General features: G+C 71.7%; 19 protein-coding genes. 9 read left to right on the top strand and 10 right to left on the bottom strand.

Annotation, left to right across the window (positions count from 1 at the left end):
- Nucleotides 1-34: 34 nt before the first annotated feature.
- Nucleotides 35-574 (bottom strand): peptide deformylase, encoded by a 540-nt coding sequence (gene def / locus ACFY0P_RS28585; protein ID WP_388918989.1) that lies wholly within the window; start codon nucleotides 572-574, stop codon nucleotides 35-37.
- A gap of 151 nt (nucleotides 575-725) precedes the next feature.
- On the opposite strand from def, the gene ACFY0P_RS28590 reads away from it, so the two are divergent.
- The 5 genes from ACFY0P_RS28590 to ACFY0P_RS28610 all read left to right on the top strand — a co-directional run bounded on the left by ACFY0P_RS28590 (nucleotide 726) and on the right by ACFY0P_RS28610 (nucleotide 5,296).
- On the top strand, nucleotides 726-1,964 hold the full coding sequence (locus ACFY0P_RS28590) for a MurT ligase domain-containing protein (protein WP_388918991.1): 1,239 nt from the start codon (nucleotides 726-728) through the stop codon (nucleotides 1,962-1,964).
- 20 nt (nucleotides 1,965-1,984) lie between these two features.
- Nucleotides 1,985-2,713: a glutamine amidotransferase gene (locus ACFY0P_RS28595; protein WP_351955660.1), complete on the top strand. Its 729-nt coding sequence runs from the start codon at nucleotides 1,985-1,987 to the stop codon at nucleotides 2,711-2,713.
- Between the two features lie 180 nt (nucleotides 2,714-2,893).
- Nucleotides 2,894-3,919, top strand: a complete 1,026-nt coding sequence (locus ACFY0P_RS28600; RefSeq protein WP_388918994.1) for a 6-phosphofructokinase — start codon at nucleotides 2,894-2,896, stop codon at nucleotides 3,917-3,919.
- A 180-nt stretch (nucleotides 3,920-4,099) separates the two neighbouring features.
- On the top strand, nucleotides 4,100-5,050 hold the full coding sequence (locus tag ACFY0P_RS28605) for a cytochrome c oxidase assembly protein (RefSeq protein WP_388918997.1): 951 nt from the start codon (nucleotides 4,100-4,102) through the stop codon (nucleotides 5,048-5,050).
- 66 nt (nucleotides 5,051-5,116) lie between these two features.
- A complete protein-coding gene (locus ACFY0P_RS28610; protein WP_388919000.1) occupies nucleotides 5,117-5,296 on the top strand; it encodes a hypothetical protein in 180 nt (59 codons plus the stop codon).
- Nucleotides 5,297-5,412: 116 nt separating this feature from the next.
- On the opposite strand, the gene ACFY0P_RS28615 is transcribed toward ACFY0P_RS28610, so the two are convergent.
- Genes ACFY0P_RS28615 through ACFY0P_RS28630 form a run of 4 tightly spaced genes read right to left on the bottom strand, consistent with a single transcriptional unit; the run spans nucleotide 5,413 to nucleotide 9,446 of the window.
- Entirely contained in the window at nucleotides 5,413-6,594 is a 1,182-nt protein-coding gene (locus ACFY0P_RS28615) for a sensor histidine kinase (protein ID WP_388919003.1), read from the bottom strand.
- On the bottom strand, nucleotides 6,591-8,303 hold the full coding sequence (locus ACFY0P_RS28620) for a cation acetate symporter (protein ID WP_388919006.1): 1,713 nt from the start codon (nucleotides 8,301-8,303) through the stop codon (nucleotides 6,591-6,593). Before ACFY0P_RS28620 ends, ACFY0P_RS28615 begins: the two co-directional genes overlap by 4 nt.
- A 31-nt stretch (nucleotides 8,304-8,334) precedes the next feature.
- Complete coding sequence (locus ACFY0P_RS28625) at nucleotides 8,335-8,694, bottom strand: hypothetical protein (protein WP_388919009.1); 360 nt, start codon at nucleotides 8,692-8,694, stop codon at nucleotides 8,335-8,337.
- Nucleotides 8,695-8,696: 2 nt separating this feature from the next.
- Complete coding sequence (locus ACFY0P_RS28630; protein WP_388919012.1) at nucleotides 8,697-9,446, bottom strand: LytR/AlgR family response regulator transcription factor; 750 nt, start codon at nucleotides 9,444-9,446, stop codon at nucleotides 8,697-8,699.
- 112 nt (nucleotides 9,447-9,558) lie between these two features.
- Between ACFY0P_RS28630 and ACFY0P_RS28635 the strand changes: the two genes are divergently transcribed.
- The 3 genes from ACFY0P_RS28635 (at nucleotide 9,559) to rocD (ending at nucleotide 12,239) form a co-directional block, all read left to right on the top strand.
- Nucleotides 9,559-10,044: an Lrp/AsnC family transcriptional regulator gene (locus ACFY0P_RS28635; RefSeq protein WP_388919015.1), complete on the top strand. Its 486-nt coding sequence runs from the start codon at nucleotides 9,559-9,561 to the stop codon at nucleotides 10,042-10,044.
- 145 nt (nucleotides 10,045-10,189) lie between these two features.
- Nucleotides 10,190-10,999 carry a dimethylargininase gene (gene ddaH / locus ACFY0P_RS28640; protein ID WP_388919018.1) on the top strand — a complete coding sequence of 270 codons (810 nt, stop codon included), beginning with the start codon at nucleotides 10,190-10,192 and terminating at the stop codon, nucleotides 10,997-10,999.
- 19 nt (nucleotides 11,000-11,018) lie between these two features.
- On the top strand, nucleotides 11,019-12,239 hold the full coding sequence (gene rocD / locus ACFY0P_RS28645) for an ornithine--oxo-acid transaminase (RefSeq protein ID WP_388919021.1): 1,221 nt from the start codon (nucleotides 11,019-11,021) through the stop codon (nucleotides 12,237-12,239).
- 44 nt (nucleotides 12,240-12,283) lie between these two features.
- Here the strand turns inward: rocD and ACFY0P_RS28650 are convergent, their stop codons facing one another.
- Entirely contained in the window at nucleotides 12,284-12,895 is a 612-nt protein-coding gene (locus tag ACFY0P_RS28650) for a DUF305 domain-containing protein (protein WP_388919024.1), read from the bottom strand.
- A gap of 93 nt (nucleotides 12,896-12,988) precedes the next feature.
- On the bottom strand, nucleotides 12,989-13,396 hold the full coding sequence (locus ACFY0P_RS28655) for a DUF6153 family protein (RefSeq protein ID WP_388919027.1): 408 nt from the start codon (nucleotides 13,394-13,396) through the stop codon (nucleotides 12,989-12,991).
- A 153-nt stretch (nucleotides 13,397-13,549) separates the two neighbouring features.
- On the opposite strand from ACFY0P_RS28655, the gene ACFY0P_RS28660 reads away from it, so the two are divergent.
- Entirely contained in the window at nucleotides 13,550-14,275 is a 726-nt protein-coding gene (locus ACFY0P_RS28660; protein WP_388919030.1) for a lysophospholipid acyltransferase family protein, read from the top strand.
- Nucleotides 14,276-14,415: 140 nt separating this feature from the next.
- Here the strand turns inward: ACFY0P_RS28660 and ACFY0P_RS28665 are convergent, their stop codons facing one another.
- The 3 genes from ACFY0P_RS28665 to ureG all read right to left on the bottom strand — a co-directional run bounded on the left by ACFY0P_RS28665 (nucleotide 14,416) and on the right by ureG (nucleotide 17,588).
- A complete protein-coding gene (locus ACFY0P_RS28665) occupies nucleotides 14,416-15,987 on the bottom strand; it encodes an alpha/beta hydrolase (protein ID WP_388919083.1) in 1,572 nt (523 codons plus the stop codon).
- A 162-nt stretch (nucleotides 15,988-16,149) separates the two neighbouring features.
- Complete coding sequence (locus ACFY0P_RS28670; protein ID WP_388919086.1) at nucleotides 16,150-16,911, bottom strand: urease accessory protein UreD; 762 nt, start codon at nucleotides 16,909-16,911, stop codon at nucleotides 16,150-16,152.
- Nucleotides 16,908-17,588 carry an urease accessory protein UreG gene (ureG, locus tag ACFY0P_RS28675; protein WP_388919033.1) on the bottom strand — a complete coding sequence of 227 codons (681 nt, stop codon included), beginning with the start codon at nucleotides 17,586-17,588 and terminating at the stop codon, nucleotides 16,908-16,910. Before ureG ends, ACFY0P_RS28670 begins: the two co-directional genes overlap by 4 nt.
- Nucleotides 17,589-17,969 lie beyond the last annotated feature (381 nt).

Consider the following 17,969-nt stretch of genomic DNA (forward strand, 5'->3'; position numbering starts at 1 on the left):
AATACGGCCCCGCGCCCCTTTGGGGCGCGTCCACTCACCGGCGCCAAGAAGATTTGGCCACCTGGCGCATCAGCTTTCGCTTGCGCCAGCCCGTGACGTGGTCGACGTAGACGCGGCCCTCCAGGTGGTCGGTCTCGTGCTGGAGGCATCTCGCGAAGAAGCCCGTGCCGTGGATCGTGATCGGCTCGCCCGTCGCCGTGAAGCCCTCCACCACCGCGTGGTCGTAGCGTTCCGTGCCCGCCTCCAGGCCCGGCAGGGACAGGCAGCCCTCCGGGCCGCGGAGGGTCACGCCGTCGGCCGCCACCAGGCGCGGGTTCACCACGTGGCCCAGGTGGCGGACCTCGTCGTCGTCGGGGCAGTCGAAGACGAACACCCGCAGCGCCTCCCCCACCTGGTTCGCCGCCAGGCCCACGCCCTCCGCCGCGTACATCGTCGCGAACAAGTCCTCCACCAGCCGGGCGAGTTCGGGGCCGAAGTCGGTGACCTCCGCGCAGTGGGCGTGCAGGACGGGGTCGCCGAGCAGGGTGAGAGGCCGGACCCGCCCGTGGGCGCCCGGAATGGAACCGTGTCGCATGGCCGCAAGGGTACGGTTCGGATGGGCCCCTGCTCGCCGCGCAGGCATGGGCCGGAATTCGGGTGTGCGAACGGATCTCGATAGGCTGAGGTGCACACCACGTTGCCGGATGGCTGAGGCGCGGCGCGTACGCAAGGAGGATCGAGAACTGATGGCAGGCAACTCGGACCCGCTCACGCCGCGGGCCAAGCTGGCCGTGACCGCGGGCAAGGCGGTCGCGGCGGCGTCCCGGGCCGCGGGGCGCGGCAGCGGATCCGTGATCGGTGGCCGGGTGGCGCTCAAACTCGACCCCGACCTTCTCGCCCGGCTCGCCCAGAACCTGGACGTGACCCTCGTCTCGGCGACGAACGGCAAGACGACGACCACCAGGCTCATCGCCGAGGCGCTGAAGGCCGCGGGGCCGGTCGTGTCCAACGCGCTCGGTGCCAACATGCCGGCCGGTATCACGTCGGCGCTGGCCGGGGGCTCGGAGTCCAAGTTCGGCGTCATCGAGGTCGACGAGAAGTACCTGGCCGGGGTGGCCCGGGACACCGACCCGAAGTGCATCGCCCTGCTCAACCTCTCCCGCGACCAGCTCGACCGCGCCGCCGAGACCCGCATGCTCGCCGAGAACTGGCGGGAGGGGCTGGCCGGGTCGAAGGCCGTCATCGTGGCGAACTGCGACGACCCGCTGGTGGTCTGGGCCGCGTCCTCCTCCCCCAACGTGATCTGGGTCGCCGCCGGGCAGATGTGGAAGGACGACGCCTGGTCCTGCCCGTCCTGCGGTGGCGTGATGCAGCGGCCCGGCGACGACTGGTTCTGCGGTGAGTGCGGGTTCCGGCGGCCGACGCCGAGCTGGGTGCTCTCCGGAGACCACGTGCTCGACCCGCACGGGTCCGCCTGGCCGATCCACCTGCAGCTGCCGGGGCGTGCCAACAAGGCCAACGCCGCCTCGTCGGCCGCCGTCGCCGCCGTCTTCGGGGTGCCCCCGCAGGTCGCCCTGGAGCGGATGTACCAGGTGCAGGCCGTCGCGGGGCGCTACGACGTCGTGCAGTTCCAGGGACGCGACCTGCGTCTGCTCCTTGCCAAGAACCCGGCCGGCTGGCTGGAGACGTTCTCGCTGATCGACCCGCCGCCGACGCCGGTCATCCTCTCCGTGAACGCGCGCGGCGCCGACGGCACCGACACCTCCTGGCTGTGGGACGTGGACTACACGCGCCTGACCGGCCACCCGATCTTCGTGCTCGGCGACCGCAAGCTGGACCTCGCGGTCCGGCTGGAGGTGGCGAACCAGCACTTCCAGGTCTGCGACTCCCTCGACCAGGCCGTGCAGATGTGCCCGCCCGGCCGGATCGAGGTCATCGCGAACTACACCGCGTTCCAGGACCTGCGCCGCCGCGTCGGCAACTGACCACGAAGGACGAACCGTTCATGAGCGACAACCAACTGCGGCTGGTGTGGATCTACCCGGACCTGCTCAGCACCTACGGCGACCAGGGCAACGCGCTCGTCGTGGAGCGCCGGGCCCGGCAGCGCGGTCTCGACGTGGCCCGGCTGGACGTGCGCAGCGACCAGCCGATCCCGACCTCCGGCGACATCTACCTGATCGGCGGCGGTGAGGACCGTCCGCAGCGGCTCGCCGCCGAGCGGCTGCGCCGCGACGGGCACCTGTACCGGGCGGTGGAGAACGGTGCCATCGTGTTCTCCGTGTGTGCCGGCTACCAGATCCTCGGGCACGAGTTCATCAACGACCTCGGGCAGCGCGAGCCCGGCCTCGGCCTGCTCGACGTGACCACCGTGCGCGGCACCGGCGAGCGGTGTGTCGGTGACGTCCTCGCCGACATCGACCCGCGCCTCGGGCTGCCCCCGCTCACCGGGTTCGAGAACCACCAGGGCGTCACCCAGCTCGGCCCCACCGCCCGCCCCTTGGCCCGGGTCCAGCTGGGCCGGGGCAACGGCACCGGGGACGGCACGGAGGGCGCGTACAACGACACCGTCTTCGGCACCTACATGCACGGGCCGGTCCTCGCCCGCAACCCGCTCATCGCGGACCTGCTGCTGAAGCTGGCGCTCGACGTGAACGCGCTGCCGCCGATCGACGACCGCTGGTACGAGGCGCTCCGCAACGAGCGCATCGCGGCCGCCCAGCAGCCCGCCTGAGCTGCGTCGGAACGGTCGATTCCGGGCCCGCCTGACCGGGTGTCCGCTCACATGTGCGGGCGCGTCCAGCAGGCGGACGCCCGGTGCGAAAGGCCCCCCTCACGCGGGTAGGGTGACGCCGATGACAGCCGGACAGCGTGGTCCGGTCTCCGGCCCACGTGGAGAAGGTTGTTTCGGGCTATGCGCATTGGTGTCCTCACGTCCGGCGGCGACTGCCCCGGCCTGAACGCCGTCATCCGGTCCGTCGTGCACCGTGCCGTCGTCGACCACGGCGACGAGGTCATCGGCTTCCGGGACGGCTGGAAGGGCCTCCTGGAGTGCGACTACCTCAAGCTCGACCTCGACGCCGTGGCCGGCATCCTGGCCCGCGGCGGCACCATCCTCGGGTCGTCCCGGGTCCAGCCCTCGCATCTGCGGGACGGCGTGGAGCGGGCCAGGGGCCATGTCGCCGAGCTCGGGCTCGACGCGATCATCCCGATCGGCGGTGAGGGCACGCTGAAGGCGGCCCGGCTGATGTCCGACGCCGGCCTGCCGATCGTCGGCGTCCCGAAGACCATCGACAACGACATCGCTGTCACCGACGTGACCTTCGGCTTCGACACCGCCGTGGGGGTCGCCACCGAGGCCCTCGACCGGCTGAAGACCACCGCCGAGTCCCACCAGCGCGTGCTGGTCGTGGAGGTCATGGGCCGGCACACCGGCTGGATCGCCCTGCACTCCGGCATGGCGGCCGGCGCCCACGCCATCGTCGTACCGGAACGGCCCTTCGACATCGAGGAATTGGCCCGCCGGGTCGGCGAGCGGTTCGAGGCGGGCAAGCGGTTCGCGATCGTCGTCGCGGCGGAGGGGGCCAAGCCGAAGGCCGGCACGATGGCGTTCGACGAGGGCGGCAAGGACATCTACGGCCACGAGCGGTTCGCCGGGATCGCCCGGCAGCTCTCCATCGAGCTGGAGCAGCGGCTCGGCAAGGAGGCGCGGCCGGTCATCCTCGGGCATGTGCAGCGGGGTGGCACGCCGACGGCCTACGACCGCGTCCTGGCGACGCGGTTCGGGTGGCATGCGGTGGAGGCCGTGCACCGGGGGGAGTTCGGTCACATGACCGCGCTGCGGGGCACCGACATCGTGATGGTGCCGCTGGCCGAGGCGGTGGAGACGTTGAAGACGGTTCCCGCGCAGCGGTACGACGAGGCGGAGACCGTGCTTTAGGGGCTGCGCCGTAGGAGGTACTGATTCGTCGCCGGGTGCGGACCGTGCGTGGTTGCTCGCGCAGTTCCCCGCGCCCCTGGAGGTAGGGACACTCGCCCCCGGTCGCAAGTGCGGTCGGGGGCGGTTCTACTCTGGGGTCGGCAAGAAGTGCACAACCCCCCACGAATCAGGAGCCGCCGGATGGATCACAGCGGGCACGGCATGACGATGGATCTGCCGCCGTTCACGCTGGGGCGCGGGCTGGAGTGGTCGGCGGATCCCTTCTTTCTCGTCGCCACGCTCGCGGGGCTGGCGCTGTACGGCTGGGGCGTGGTGCGGCTGTGGCGGCGCGGGGACGCCTGGTCCGTGGGGCGGACCGTGTCGTTCGTCGTCGGCGTGCTGACGATCATGCTCGTCATGTGCACCAGGCTGAACGACTACGGGATGGTCATGTTCAGCGTGCACATGGTGCAGCACATGATCATCAGCATGCTGTCGCCCATCCTGATCCTGCTGGGCGCCCCGATGACGCTCGCGCTGCGCGCGCTGCCCGTCGCCGGGCGGGGCCGGAAGGGGCCGCGTGAGCTGCTGCTGGCCCTGCTGCACAGCCGGTACATGCGGATCATCACCCACCCCGCCTTCACCATCCCGCTGTTCATCGCGAGCCTGTACGCGCTCTACTTCACCCCGCTGTTCGACTTCCTGATGGGCTCGAAGGCCGGGCACATCGCGATGATGGTGCACTTCCTCGCCGTCGGCGTCGTGTTCTTCTGGCCGATCATCGGCGTGGACCCGGGGCCGCACCGCCCGGGGTATCTCATGCGCATGCTGGAGCTGTTCGCGGGCATGCCGTTCCACGCCTTCTTCGGCATCGCGTTGATGATGGCTTCGGAGCCGATGGTCGAGACGTTCAAGCACCCGCCGGCCTCACTCGGCATCGACGCCCTCTCCGACCAGAACGCGGCCGGCGGGATCGCCTGGGCGTTCAGCGAGATCCCGTCCGTCCTGGTGCTGATCGCCCTGCTGTTCCAGTGGTACGGCTCCGAGCAGCGCCAGGCCCGCCGCACGGACCGGGCCGCCGACCGGGACGGCGACAAGGAGCTCGAGGCCTACAACGCCTATTTGGCCTCGCTGAACGCACGCAGGGGCTGACAGGGTCCCTCAAGAAGCAGAACCGGGGCACCATGGAGGGAGTCGGACCCTGAGGAGGGTGTCGCGATGCCCGGTTCTGCGAACGGTTCGAACGGTGCCACGAAGACGATGGGGGTGCTCACCGTAGGCGGACTCGTGGTGGTCACGGCCTACACGGTGGCCCTCGGCAGCAATGGCTGGCTGTGGTTCGGGTGGGTGGTGCTGGGCCTGCTGACCCTGGCGATGGTGATGACCCAGAGCAACTGACACAGCGCCCTCGCGCCCCGAAGGGGCGCGAGGCTGTATCTAATATGCGGCTGCCGCCGCGTGGGCGCGACCAGCCCCCACGGCGCCGCACCCGAACAACGGCGCTCGCGGAGCGCCTAGTGCACCCCGGGCTGGTACTTGGGCAGCCTGGCGCTGATCTTCATGCCCGCACCCACGGCGGTCTCGATGACGAGCCCGTGATCGTCGCCGTACACCTGGCGGAGCCGGTCGTCGACGTTGGACAGGCCGATGCCCCCGGAGGGGCTGGTCTCGCCCGCGAGGATGCGGCGCAGCAGCACCGGGTCCATGCCGGCGCCGTCGTCCTCGATGACCACCAGCGCCTCGGCGCCCTCGTCCTGGGCGGTGATCTGGATGTGGCAGGTGCCGGTCTTGCCCTCCAGGCCGTGTTTGACGGCGTTCTCGACCAGGGGCTGGAGGCAGAGGAAGGGCAGGGTGACCGGGAGCACCTCGGGGGCGATCTGGAGGGTGACCGTGAGGCGGTCGCCGAAGCGGGCCCGGACCAGCGCCAGGTAGTGGTCGATCGCATGGAGCTCGTCGGCGAGGGTGGTGAAGTCGCCGTGCCGGCGGAACGAGTAGCGGGTGAAGTCGGCGAACTCCAGCAGCAGCTCGCGGGCGCGCTCGGGGTCGGTGCGGACGAACGAGGCGATCACCGCGAGCGAGTTGAAGATGAAGTGCGGGGAGATCTGGGCGCGCAGGGCGCGGATCTCGGCCTCGATGAGCCGGGTGCGGGAGCGGTCCAGGTCGGCCAGCTCCAGCTGGACGCTGACCCAGCGCGCGACCTCACCGGCCGCCCGGACCAGGACGGCGGACTCGCGCGGGGCGCAGGCGACCAGGGTGCCGTGGACGCGGTCGTCGACGGTGAGCGGGGTGACCACGGCCCAGCGGACCGGGCAGTCGGGGGTCTCGCAGTGCAGCGGGAAGGCCTCGCCACGGCCCGACTCCAGCGGCCCGGTGAGCCGCTCCATGATCTCGGTGCGGTGGTGGTCGCCCACGCCGTCCCAGACGAGCAGGTTCTCGTGGTCGGTGAGGCAGAGGGCGTCGGTGCCGAGCAGGGTGCGCAGCCGGCGGGCCGAGCGGCGGGCGGTCTCCTCGGTCAGGCCGGCGCGCAGCGGGGGCGCGGCGAGGGAGGCGGTGTGCAGGGTCTCGAAGGTGGCGTGCTCCACGGGCGTGCCGAGGCCGCCGAGGCTCTCGGGGCGCGCGGTGCGGCGGCCCAGCCAGAAGCCGGCGGCGAGGAGCGGGAGGACCGCCACGAGGAGGCCCGCCAGGAACCCGGTCACGCCTTGACCTCCGCGCGCAGCTCTTCGGGCAGGTGGAAGCGGGCCAGGATCGCGGCCGTGCCGGGCGGTACCCGGCCCGGGGTCGCCAGGGAGACCAGGATCATGGTGAGGAAGCCCAGCGGGACCGACCAGAGGGCGGGCCAGGCGAGCAGGGCGTGCAGGCTGCCGGTGCCGGGGAAGTCGGCCATCGTCGCGGCCACCGCGCAGAACGCCGAGCCGCCCCCGGCGAGCATCCCGGCGGCCGCGCCGGGCGGGGTCAGCCGCCGCCACCAGATGCCGAGCACCAGTAACGGGCAGAAGGAGGAGGCGGACACGGCGAAGGCCAGTCCGACCGCGTCGGCGACCGGCAGACCGCCGACCAGCACACTGGCGGCGAGCGGCACGGCCACGGCGAGGACGGTGCCGAGTCTGAAGTGCCGTACCCCGCGCGCCGGGAGGACGTCCTGGGTGAGGACCCCGGCGACCGCCATGGTGAGGCCGGAGGCGGTGGAGAGGAACGCGGCGAAGGCGCCGCCCGCCACCAGCGCGCCCAGCAGGTCGCCGCCGAGGCCGCCGACGACCCGGTCGGGCAGCAGCAGGACGGCGGCGTCCGTCTCGCCGGTGAGGGTGAGTTCGGGGGTGTAGAGGCGGCCGAGGGCGCCGTAGACGGGCGGCAGGAGGTAGAAGAGGCCGATCAGGGCCAGGACGGCGACCGTGGTGCGGCGGGCGGCGACGCCGTGCGGGCTGGTGTAGAAGCGGACGACGACGTGCGGCAGGCCCATGGTGCCGAGGAAGGTGGCGAGGATCAGTCCGTACGTGGCGTACAGCGGGCGTTCCTCGCGGCTCTCGGCGAGCGAGGTGGACATGCCGCCGTTGGTGCCCCGGTCGGTGGCGGGGACGCGGGTGCCCTTGGCGAAGGTCAGCCGGGTGCCGGCGGCGATGCGGTGGGTGCCCTCGGGGAGGGTGACCCTGGTGTCCCGGAGCGGGTGGCCGTCGACCGTGCCGGTGACGGTGACCGCGAGCGGCCGGTCGAGCTTGAGGGAGAGGGTGTCCTGGACGTCCACGACGCGCTGGGTACGGAAGGTGGCCGGTTCGTCGAAGGCGTGGGTGGGGGCTCCGGCGCTCTGCCAGGCGAGGACGAGGAAGAGGGCGGGGACGAGCAGGGCGGTGAGCTTGAGCCAGTACTGGAAGGCCTGGACGAAGGTGATGCTGCGCATGCCGCCGGCGGCCACCGTGGCCACCACGACCACGGCGACGATCAGTCCGCCGAGCGCGTCGGGGGCGCCGGTGAGGACCGCCAACGTGAGCCCGGCTCCCTGGAGTTGGGGCAGCAGGTAGAGCCAGCCGACGCCGACGACGAACGCCCCGGCCAGCCGTCGTACCGTCTGCGAGGCGAGCCGGGCCTCGGCGAAGTCGGGGAGGGTGTAGGCGCCGGAGCGGCGCAGCGGGGCGGCGACGAAGAGCAGAAGGACGAGGTAGCCGGCGGTGTAGCCGACCGGGTACCAGAGCATGTCGGGGCCCTGGACGAGGACCAGCCCGGCGATGCCCAGGAAGGAGGCGGCGGAGAGGTACTCCCCGCTGATCGCGGCCGCGTTGAGGCGGGGGCCGACGGTGCGGGAGGCGACGTAGAAGTCGGAGGTGGTCCGGGATATGCGCAGGCCGAAGGCGCCGACGAGGACGGTCGCGACGACGACGAGGGCGACCGCCGGGACGGCGTAGCTGGGGTTCATCGGACCTCGTCGCGGCTGGAGTTCATCGGTCCTATCGGTCCTCGACGAGGCGGACGAAGTCCTCCTCGTTGCGTTCGGCGCGGCGCACGTACCAGCGGGCGAGCAGGATCAGCGGGGCGTAGAGGCAGAAGCCGAGCACCAGCCACTCCAGGCGGCGCGCCTCGGGGGCGGCGGCGAAGACCAGCGGGAGCGGGCCGACGAGCAGGACCAGGACGGCGAACACGACGAGGGCGACGCGCAGTTGGCTGCGCATGAGGGAGCGCACGTAGGTGTGGCCGAGGGTGGTCTGCTCGTCGATCTCGGTGCGCGGCCGGTAGTAGCCGGAGGTGCGGCGGCTGCGGCGGGGCGGGCCGGTGACGGTGACCCGGCGTTCGGCGGGCTCGGCGGGCACCGTCAGGCCCTCCTCATCAGCAGGTCCCGCAGCTCGCGGGCGTGGCGGCGGCTGACCTGGAGCTCCTCGCCGCCGACCAGGACGCTCACCGTGCCCGCGTCCAGGCGGAGTTCGCCGATGTGGCGGAGGGCGACGAGGTGGCGGCGGTGGATGCGGACGAAGCCGCGGGAGCGCCAGCGGTCCTCCAGGGTGGACAGCGGGATGCGGACCAGGTGGCTGCCGCGCTCGGTGTGCAGGCGGGCGTAGTCGCCCTGCGCCTCGACGTGGGTGATGTCGTCCACCGCCACGAACCGTGTCACGCCGCCGAGTTCGACGGGTATGTGGTCGGGGTCGGGTTCGTGCACGGGTATCCGCGGTGCGGTGCCGCGCAGTTCGGCGGCCCGGCGCACCGCCTCCGCCAGGCGTTCCTTGCGCACCGGCTTCAGGACGTAGTCGACCGCCTTGAGGTCGAAGGCCCGTACCGCGAAGTCCTCGTGGGCGGTGACGAAGACGACCAGCGGGGGCCGGGCGAAGCCGGTGAGCAGCCGGGCCAGGTCCAGGCCGTCCAGGCCGGGCATCTGGACGTCGAGGAAGACGACGTCGATGGCCTCGGGGCCCTGCGGGCCGGACTCCAGGGCGCGGGTGATGCGGCGCAGCGCCTCGGTGGCGTCCCCGGCCCCCTCGACGCTGCCGATGCGCGGATCTGCGTTCAGCAGATAGAGCAGCTCCTCCAGCGAGGGGCGTTCGTCGTCGACGGCGAGGGCGCGCAGCATGAACCGGAGTGTAGGCGGCGGAACGCGGCGCTGGACATGTACCGGACGTGGACGTTCGCGCCGGATGAAGTGGTGTTCCCGAAGTGTCTTCGGCCCTGGCTACAGTGCGGTCATGAACAGCGGCACCGCCCCTTTCGACGATCTCGACCGGAAGATCACCACCGCCTTGATGGCGAACGCGCGGACCAGCTTCGCCGAGATCGGCGCGGCCGTCGGGCTCTCCGCGACGGCCGTGAAGCGGCGGGTCGACCGGCTCCGCGAGACCGGTGTGATCACCGGGTTCACGGCCACCGTCACCCCGGCGGCGCTCGGCTGGCGCACGGAGGCGTACGTCGAGGTGTACTGCGAGGGCGCGGCCCCGCCCCGGCGGCTCGCGGAGGTGGTCCGCAACCATCCGGAGATCACCGCGGCCATGACGGTGACCGGCGGCGCGGACGCCCTGCTGCATGTGCGGGCCAGGGACGTGGGTCACTTCGAGGAGGTGCTGGAGCGGATCCGCGTGGAGCCCTTCATCCGGAAGACGATCAGCGTCATGGTGCTGTCGCATCTGCTTCCGGAGAGCCCGGAGGCCGGTGCCACGCACCCCGTACCGGAGTAAACGCATTGATGCTGCGTTTGTATGACCGGAGACGCAGCGTTCCTGCGCGGACGCGCAACATTCATTTCTTGTCGCGCATATCCGACGCTTTCTACCTTGGTGTCAACCCTCAGTCGACACCGTGGGAAAGCGGAGGAACCCCTCTGTGTCCGAAAGCCGTGTGCAGCGCCCCCGGCGCTTTCTCGTCTGCGAACCCAGACATTTCGCCGTGCAGTACGCGATCAATCCCTGGATGAACCCCGACACCAGGGTCGACGTCGACCTGGCCCAGGAGCAGTGGACCGCGCTGATCAGCGCCTACCGCTCCCATGGCCACAGCATCGACCGGCTGGAGCCGGTCCCCGGCCTGCCCGACATGGTGTTCGCCGCGAACTCGGCGGTGGTCGTCGGCGGCCGCGTCTTCGGCTCGCTCTTCCACGCGCCGGAGCGGCGCCCCGAGTCCTCCCACTACGACCTCTGGTTCAAGACCGCGGGCTACGACGTGTACCGTCCGGGCTCGGTGGTCGAGGGCGAGGGCGACCTGGTCTGGACGGGCCGGTACCTGCTCGCCGGCACCGGGTTCCGCACCACCCGCGAGGCACACCGGGAGGCCCAGGAGTTCTTCGGCCACCCGGTGATCAGCCTGACCTTGGTGGACCCGTACTTCTACCACCTGGACACCGCGCTCTTCGTCCTGGACGACGAGAACATCGTCTACTACCCGGAGGCCTTCTCCCCCGGCAGCCGCGAGGTGCTCCGCCGGCTGTTCCCGGACGCGGTCCTCGCCACCCGCGACGACGCGCTGGCGTGGGGCCTGAACTCGGTCTCCGACGGCCGCCACGTCTTCATCGCGCCGCAGGCCGAGGCGCTCGCCGCCCGGCTCGCCGACCAGGGCTACGAGCCCGTGCCCGTCGACCTGTCGGAGTTCCACAAGGCAGGCGGCGGCATCAAGTGCTGCACCCAGGAAATCCGCTGAGGACCAGGAGATCCCCCCGATGACCGCACCCGCACGCGCACGCACCTCCGCCGAGCTGATCGAGGCGGAGGGCCCGGTCCTCGCGCACAACTACCACCCGCTGCCCGTCGTCGTCGCGCGCGCCGAGGGCACCTGGGTGGAGGACGTCGAGGGCCGCCGCTACCTCGACATGCTGGCCGGCTACTCGGCCCTCAACTTCGGCCACCGCCACCCGGCGCTGATCGAGGCCGCGCACCGCCAGCTGGACCGCCTCACCCTCACCTCGCGCGCCTTCCACAACGACAGGCTCGCCGAATTCGCCGAACGGCTCGCCGCGTTGACCGGCCTGGACATGGTGCTGCCGATGAACACCGGCGCCGAGGCGGTCGAGTCCGGTATCAAGGTGGCCCGTAAATGGGCCTACGACGTGAAGGGCGTCCCCGCCGACCGGGCCACGATCGTCGTCGCCGCCGACAACTTCCACGGCCGTACGACCACGATCGTGAGCTTCTCCACCGACGAGTCGGCCCGGGCGGGCTTCGGCCCGTTCACGCCGGGCTTCCGGATCGTGCCGTACAACGACCTGCCCGCGCTGGAGGCCGCGGTCGACGAGACCACGGCGGCGGTGCTGATCGAGCCGATCCAGGGCGAGGCCGGGGTGCTCATCCCCGACGACGGCTATCTGACCGGGGTCCGCGAGCTGACCCGCCGCAAGGGCTGCCTCTTCATCGCCGACGAGATCCAGTCCGGCCTCGGCCGCACCGGCCGCACCCTCGCCGTCGACCACGAGGACGTGGTGCCGGACGTGCTGCTGCTCGGCAAGGCGCTGGGCGGCGGGATCGTGCCGGTGTCGGCGGTGGTGGCCCGCCGGGAGGTGCTCGGGGTCCTGCACCCGGGCGAGCACGGCTCGACGTTCGGCGGCAACCCGCTCGCGGCGGCGGTCGGCACGGCGGTGGTCGAGCTGCTGGAGAGCGGCGACTTCCAGCGCCGGGCCGCCGACCTGGGCGTGATCCTCCGGGACGGCCTGACGGAACTGGTCGGCGACGGCGTGGTCGGCTTCCGCTCGCGCGGGCTGTGGGCGGGCGTCGACGTCGACCCGGCGATCGGCACCGGGCGGGAGATCGGCGAGCGTCTGATGCGCGAGGGCGTCCTGGTCAAGGACACCCACGGCTCCACGATCCGGCTGGCCCCGCCGCTGACCATCACGGCGGAGGAGCTGCGGTCGGCGCTGGGGGCGTTGGAGAAGGTGCTGGCGGCCTGAGCCCGGGGTGGCCGCGCCGCGTGGGCGCGGCCACCCCAACCCTGTCAGCCCTTGCCGAGGAGCTTGTTCATCTCCTTGATCTCGGCGTTCTGCGCGGTCACGATGGCGCCGGCCATGCTCGTGGCGGGGCCGTAGTCGCCCTTGGCCTTCTCGGTGCCGGCCATCTCGACGGCGCCCTGATGGTGCTCGACCATCATGGTCAGGAACATCGTGTCGAAGTCCGTCCCCCTGGCCTGCTTCAGCATGGTCATGTCCTTGTCGGACATCATCCCGGCCATGCCGGCGTGGCCGCCGTGGTCCATGCCCGCCATGGGCACGTCCTCGCCCCAGGCCTTCAGCCAGCCGGTCATCGTCTTGATCTCCGGGTCCTGGGCCTTCTCGATCCGGGCGGCGAGGTCCTTCACCTGGGCGGCGGAGGCACGGTCGGCGGCGAGCCGGGCCATCTCCAGGGCCTGCTGGTGGTGCGGGATCATGCTCTGCGCGAAGGTCACGTCCTGCGCGTTGTGGGCACCGGCGGTGGCGGTGGCACCGGCCGCCGCCGAGTGCGACGCGTGTGCGGTGGCGGCGCTGTCGTCGTCGCTGCCGCACGCGGTGAGGGCGAGGGCGGCGGTCACGGTGAGCGCGACGAGAACGGCACGGGTACGCGTGGTGGTCATGCTGGGTCTCCTGCGATAGGTCTGCGACAGGTCTGAGTGGGCACGCGGCAGCACGGCCGCTGCGCTGGGCGCGCAGGGCCGGCTCGGGTGCCTCTAGATCCGCAGGAGCTGGAGTTCGGCCAGGTCGGGGGGTGCCCGTGCGCCGTCCGGTGCCGTGGCCGGGCCGGAGGCGGCCCGGCAGGCGGCCGCGAGGACGGGGACCGGATCCGGGACGAGCGCGGGCAGCGCCGGTCCGCCGCTCACCGCGCCGGAGGCGCAGGTCGCGTCGGCGTGGTGCGCGCGGTCGCCGCCGCAGTGGCCGTCGTCGCCGGAGCAGCCGTCGTACGCGGTGACCACGACCGCCGTCCGGGAGCCGGGCCGCTCGTGCCCGCCGTGCGTTCCCATGACGCCGCCGCGTACCAGCGCGTGCATGCCGAACAGTCCGGCCAGCAGCCCCAGCACGAGCAGGGCGCGCCACCGCCGGCGGGGCGGTCGCGGGGCGGGCTGCTCGGTGGGGCGCATCGGGGCCATCCTATGCATGCCCTGAGAACCGGTCGGCACCGGCACGCCCCGGACGGCCGCTCGACGCACCGGTGCCGTACGCCGACTGTGCTATTCATACCGGGCCCGGCAAACTTCGGCTTGGGTACGACCTGTTGGAGTGAGGGGCGAGCCATGTTCTACTACCTGCTCAAGTACGTACTGCTGGGGCCGCTGCTGAGAGTGGTGTTCCGGCCGCGGATCGAGGGCCTGGAACATGTGCCGCCGACGGGACCGGCGATCATCGCCGGCAACCACCTCTCCTTCTCCGACCACTTCCTGATGCCGGCCGTCCTCAAGCGGCGCATCACCTTCCTCGCCAAGGCCGAGTACTTCACGGGGCCGGGGGTCAGGGGCCGACTGACCGCCTTCTTCTTCCGCAGCGCCGGGCAGATCCCGGTGGACCGCTCCGGCAAGGAGGCGGGCCAGGCCGCGATCCGGGAGGGGCTCGGGGTGCTGAGCAAGGGCGAGCTGCTCGGCATCTACCCGGAGGGCACGCGCTCGCACGACGGCCGCCTGTACAAGGGCAAGGTGGGGGTGGCGGTGATGGCGCTGCGGGCCGGTGTCCCGGTGATCCCCTGCGCGATGATCGGCACGTTCGAGGCGCAGCCGCCCGGCAAGGTCGTCCCGAACGTCCACCCCGTCGTGATCCGCTTCGGCAAGCCCCTCGAATTCTCCCGCTACGCCGGGATGGAGAACGAGAAGGCCGTCCTGCGCGCCATCACCGACGAGATCATGTACGCCATCCTGACCCTGTCCGAGCAGGAGTACGTCGACGAGTACGCGGCCGTCGTCAAGGCCGGGCAGGCGGCGGCCAATGGTGAGAAGGAGCGCAAGTTCCCGCGGGCTCCGCTGAGTTGACGTCGTACTACGGGCCAGGGTCGTACGAGGGCCGAGGTCGTACGAGGGCCGAGATGGTACGAGGGTCGAGATGGTACGGGTGAGGGGCGGCCGGAGTGTTCCGGCCGCCCCTCCTCGTCGTACGCGTCGTACCGGAGCGGTTACGGCTGCGGGGTGGCGTGCGGAGTGCAGGTGACGTCCGCGCCGTCCAGCTCGCCGGTGAGCAGGTAGGTGTCGACGCGGCTGTTGATGCACGGGTTGACCAGGCCGGTCACGCCGTGCGAGCCGGCGCCCTGCTCGGTGATGAGACGGGAGCCCTTGAAGCGCTTGTGCAGTTCGACGGCGCCGGGGTACGGGGTGGCGGCGTCACGCGTGGACTGCACGATCAGCACCGGCGGCAGGCCCTTGTGGGTCTTGACGTTCACCGGGGTCTGCTGCTTGACCGGCCAGGTGGCGCACGGCAGGTTGAGCCATGCGTTGGCCCACGTCATGAACGGATACTGCGTGTTGAGCTCGGTGTTGTCGCGGTCCCACTTCTTCCAGTGGGTGGGCCACTTGGCGTCGGTGCACTCGACGGCGGTGTAGACGGCGTTGCCGTTCTCCGACGTGGTGTTGCCGGCCGTGTCGGTCAGGTCCGGGGCGGCCGCGTCGACCAGGGCCTGGGTGTCACCGGCGAAGTACTTGCTGAACACCGTGGCGACCGGGACCCACGAGGAGTCGTAGTACGGCGCGCTCTGGAAGAAGCCGATCAGCTCGGCCGGTCCGACGACCCCGCCGATCGGGTTCGCCTTGGCGGTGGCCCGCAGCTGGAGCCACTTCGCCTGGACGGCGTCGCGCGTGGTCCCCAGGTGGAAGGCGGAGTCGTGCGCGGCGACCCAGTCCTCCCAGTCCTTCCAGCGGCCCTCGAAGGCGACGTCCTGGTCCAGGTTGGCCTGGTACCAGATGTTCTTCCGCGACGGGTTGACGACGCTGTCGACGATCATCCGGCGCACGTGTCCCGGGAACAGCGTCCCGTACACCGCGCCGAGGTAGGTGCCGTAGGAGACACCGAGGTAGTTGAGCTTCTTCTCGCCGAGCGCGGCCCGGATGACGTCCAGGTCGCGGGCGGTGTTCGCGGTGGTCATCTGCTGGAGCATCGCGCGGCCGGTGCGCTCGGCGCAGCCGTCCGCGTACTGCTTGGCGAGCCCCCGCTGCGCGGTCTTGTCGGCCTCGGTGTCCGGCACCGGGTCGGCCTTGGGGGCCTTCACGAACTCCTGCGGGTCCTGGCAGGAGATGGGCGCCGAGTGGCCGACACCGCGCGGGTCGAAGCCCACGAAGTCGTACGCCTTCGAGGCGTTGACCCACAGGGGGTTCTTGTTGGTGACCCGGAGCGGGAAGCGCATGCCCGAGCCGCCGGGGCCGCCGGGGTTGTAGACGAGCGCGCCCTGGCGCTCCGCCTGCGTCCCCGTGTTGCCTATTCGGTCGACGGCCAGCTTGATCTGGTCGCCATAGGGCTTCGTGTAGTCGAGCGGCACGCTGACCCAGCCGCACTGGACGGGCTTGGTCAGAGCCCAGTCGGCCGGGCAGTCGGCCCAGTCGATACCAGCCTTGGCGGCCCGTGCGGCCGCGATCGCCGCGCCCTGCTGCGCGCGGTCCTGGCCGCCGTGCCGGGCCTCGGCGCCGACGGCGGGTGCCGCGAGGGCACCGGTGATCAGACTGGCCGTGACGAGTGCTCCGGCCGAACCGAGCGCCAGCACGCGGCTCCTCGATCTGAAGTTGTCCCTCAAGTGGGCCCCTCCCCCTACCTGGTTACGAATGGTCAGGGGGATCCTTCCGGCTGTGAGGTCCCTGAGAACAGGCCTCAACAGCCGTCTTTACCAATCCGATAACCGGACTCCCACGTCCCGCTGAGCGGATCAGCCGCCCAACTGGGCCAACGCCTCGTCCAGTACCCGGCGCAGGCGCAGCGCATCGCCCGCCACCGCACTCACCAACACGGCGGGCCCGGCGAGCGGAGTGAGCGCGGCACCCTCCCCCAGCATCCGTGCCCCCATCGACTCGACCGCGAACTCCGGCCGTACGACGACGAGTTGACCGACAGCCCGATGTCCCGCCAGCACGGCCGGCCCGTCCCAGCCACCGGGAGCCCCGGGCCCGCAGGCCAGCTCCTGATCCAGCACAGCCCGTCCGGCCACGCGCACGGTGAGCCGGCTGCCCAGCCGCCCGGGCTCCTCCCCGACCCGCCCGAGCACCTGCTCCTCCCGCAACACGAGCCGCCCCCGTGCCCCGACCTCGACGCGTGTCGTCACGCACAGATCACTCCCGTTGGCGGAGATCAACTGCTCGGGCAGCCACCGCAGTTCACCCCCGTCGGCGACGTCGAGCCGCACGTCGTACCGAGCCGCCTCCTTCCCCTGCCCCGGCAGGGCGATGGTCGCGGCAGCCGACCCGACACAGAGCCGGGCCCCTTCCTCGACCCGGGCCTCGATCCCGAACCGGTCGCCGCCGAGCGGCCCGCTCATCGCCCCGACGACCATCACCCGGGCCTCGGCCCCGCTCCCCCGGGTACGACGCAGCGCGAGCGGCCCCTCGCCCTCCAGCACGGGAAGCGAAGTGCCGCCCCGCCCGTCGTCCCGGGCGACGATCCGAGCGGCGGCGCGCACCCCCGTCCCCGTCATGCGGTCCACGCGGCGAGCCGCTCCCGCACCCACGCGGCCACGTCCGCGACACCGGCCTCGCTGCGCAACGACTGGAAGACGACGGGAAGTTCGGCCCGCTGCGCCTTGGCGTCGGCGGCCATCCGCGCCAGATCCGACCCGACGTAGGGAGCGAGGTCCGTCTTGTTGACGACGAGCAGGTCGGCCGTGGTCACCCCCGGCCCGCCCTTCCGCGGAATGTCATCCCCTCCCGCCACGTCGATCACGAAGATCTGCGCGTCCACGAGCCCCTTGGAGAAGGTGGCGGTGAGGTTGTCCCCACCCGACTCGACGAGGATGAGGTCCAGCGGACCGACCTCGTCCTCCAGGTCCTCCACGGCTTCGAGATTGGCCGAGATGTCGTCCCGGATCGCGGTGTGCGGACAGGCCCCCGTCTCGACGGCGGTGATCCGCTCCGGCGGCAACACGGCCTCCCGGAGCAGGAACTCGGCGTCCTCCCGGGTGTAGATGTCGTTGGTGACGACGGCAAGGGACAGTTCGTCCCGCAGAGCCCGGCACAGCGCGGCGACGGTAGCGGTCTTCCCGGACCCCACGGGCCCACCGAGCCCGACACGGAGGGCACGGCGGGCCCCGTCCGGCCGATGGGCGTCGGCGCTGAGGGCAGCGGGGGCGTGACGGTGATCGTGGTCCAGATGCATGTTCGGCTCCTTAGTACTACTTGGCCTTCCAGTCGGCCTGTTCTGCAACTTCCAGCCCGTCCGGCGTCTGAGGACGAAGACCGGCCGCACCCCCACCCCCAGCCCCTCCGGCGTTTGAGGACGACGGCCGGCCCGCACCCCCCAGCCCCTCCGGCGCCTGAGGACGAAGACCGGCCGCACCCCCACCCCCCAGCCCCTCCGGCGCCTGAGGACGAAGACCGGCCCGCACCCCCACCCCCCAGCCCCTCCGGCGCCTGAGGACGAAGACCGGCCCGCACCCCCAGCCCCTCCGGCGCCTGAGGACGAAGACCGGCCCGCACCCCCCCCCCCCCCCCCCCCCCCCGCGTTTGAGGACGAGGCCCTTCAGGCCGAAGCGGGGGC

Source organism: Streptomyces sp. NPDC001714, from assembly GCF_042892755.1.
Taxonomy (GTDB): Bacteria; Actinomycetota; Actinomycetes; order Streptomycetales; family Streptomycetaceae; genus Streptomyces.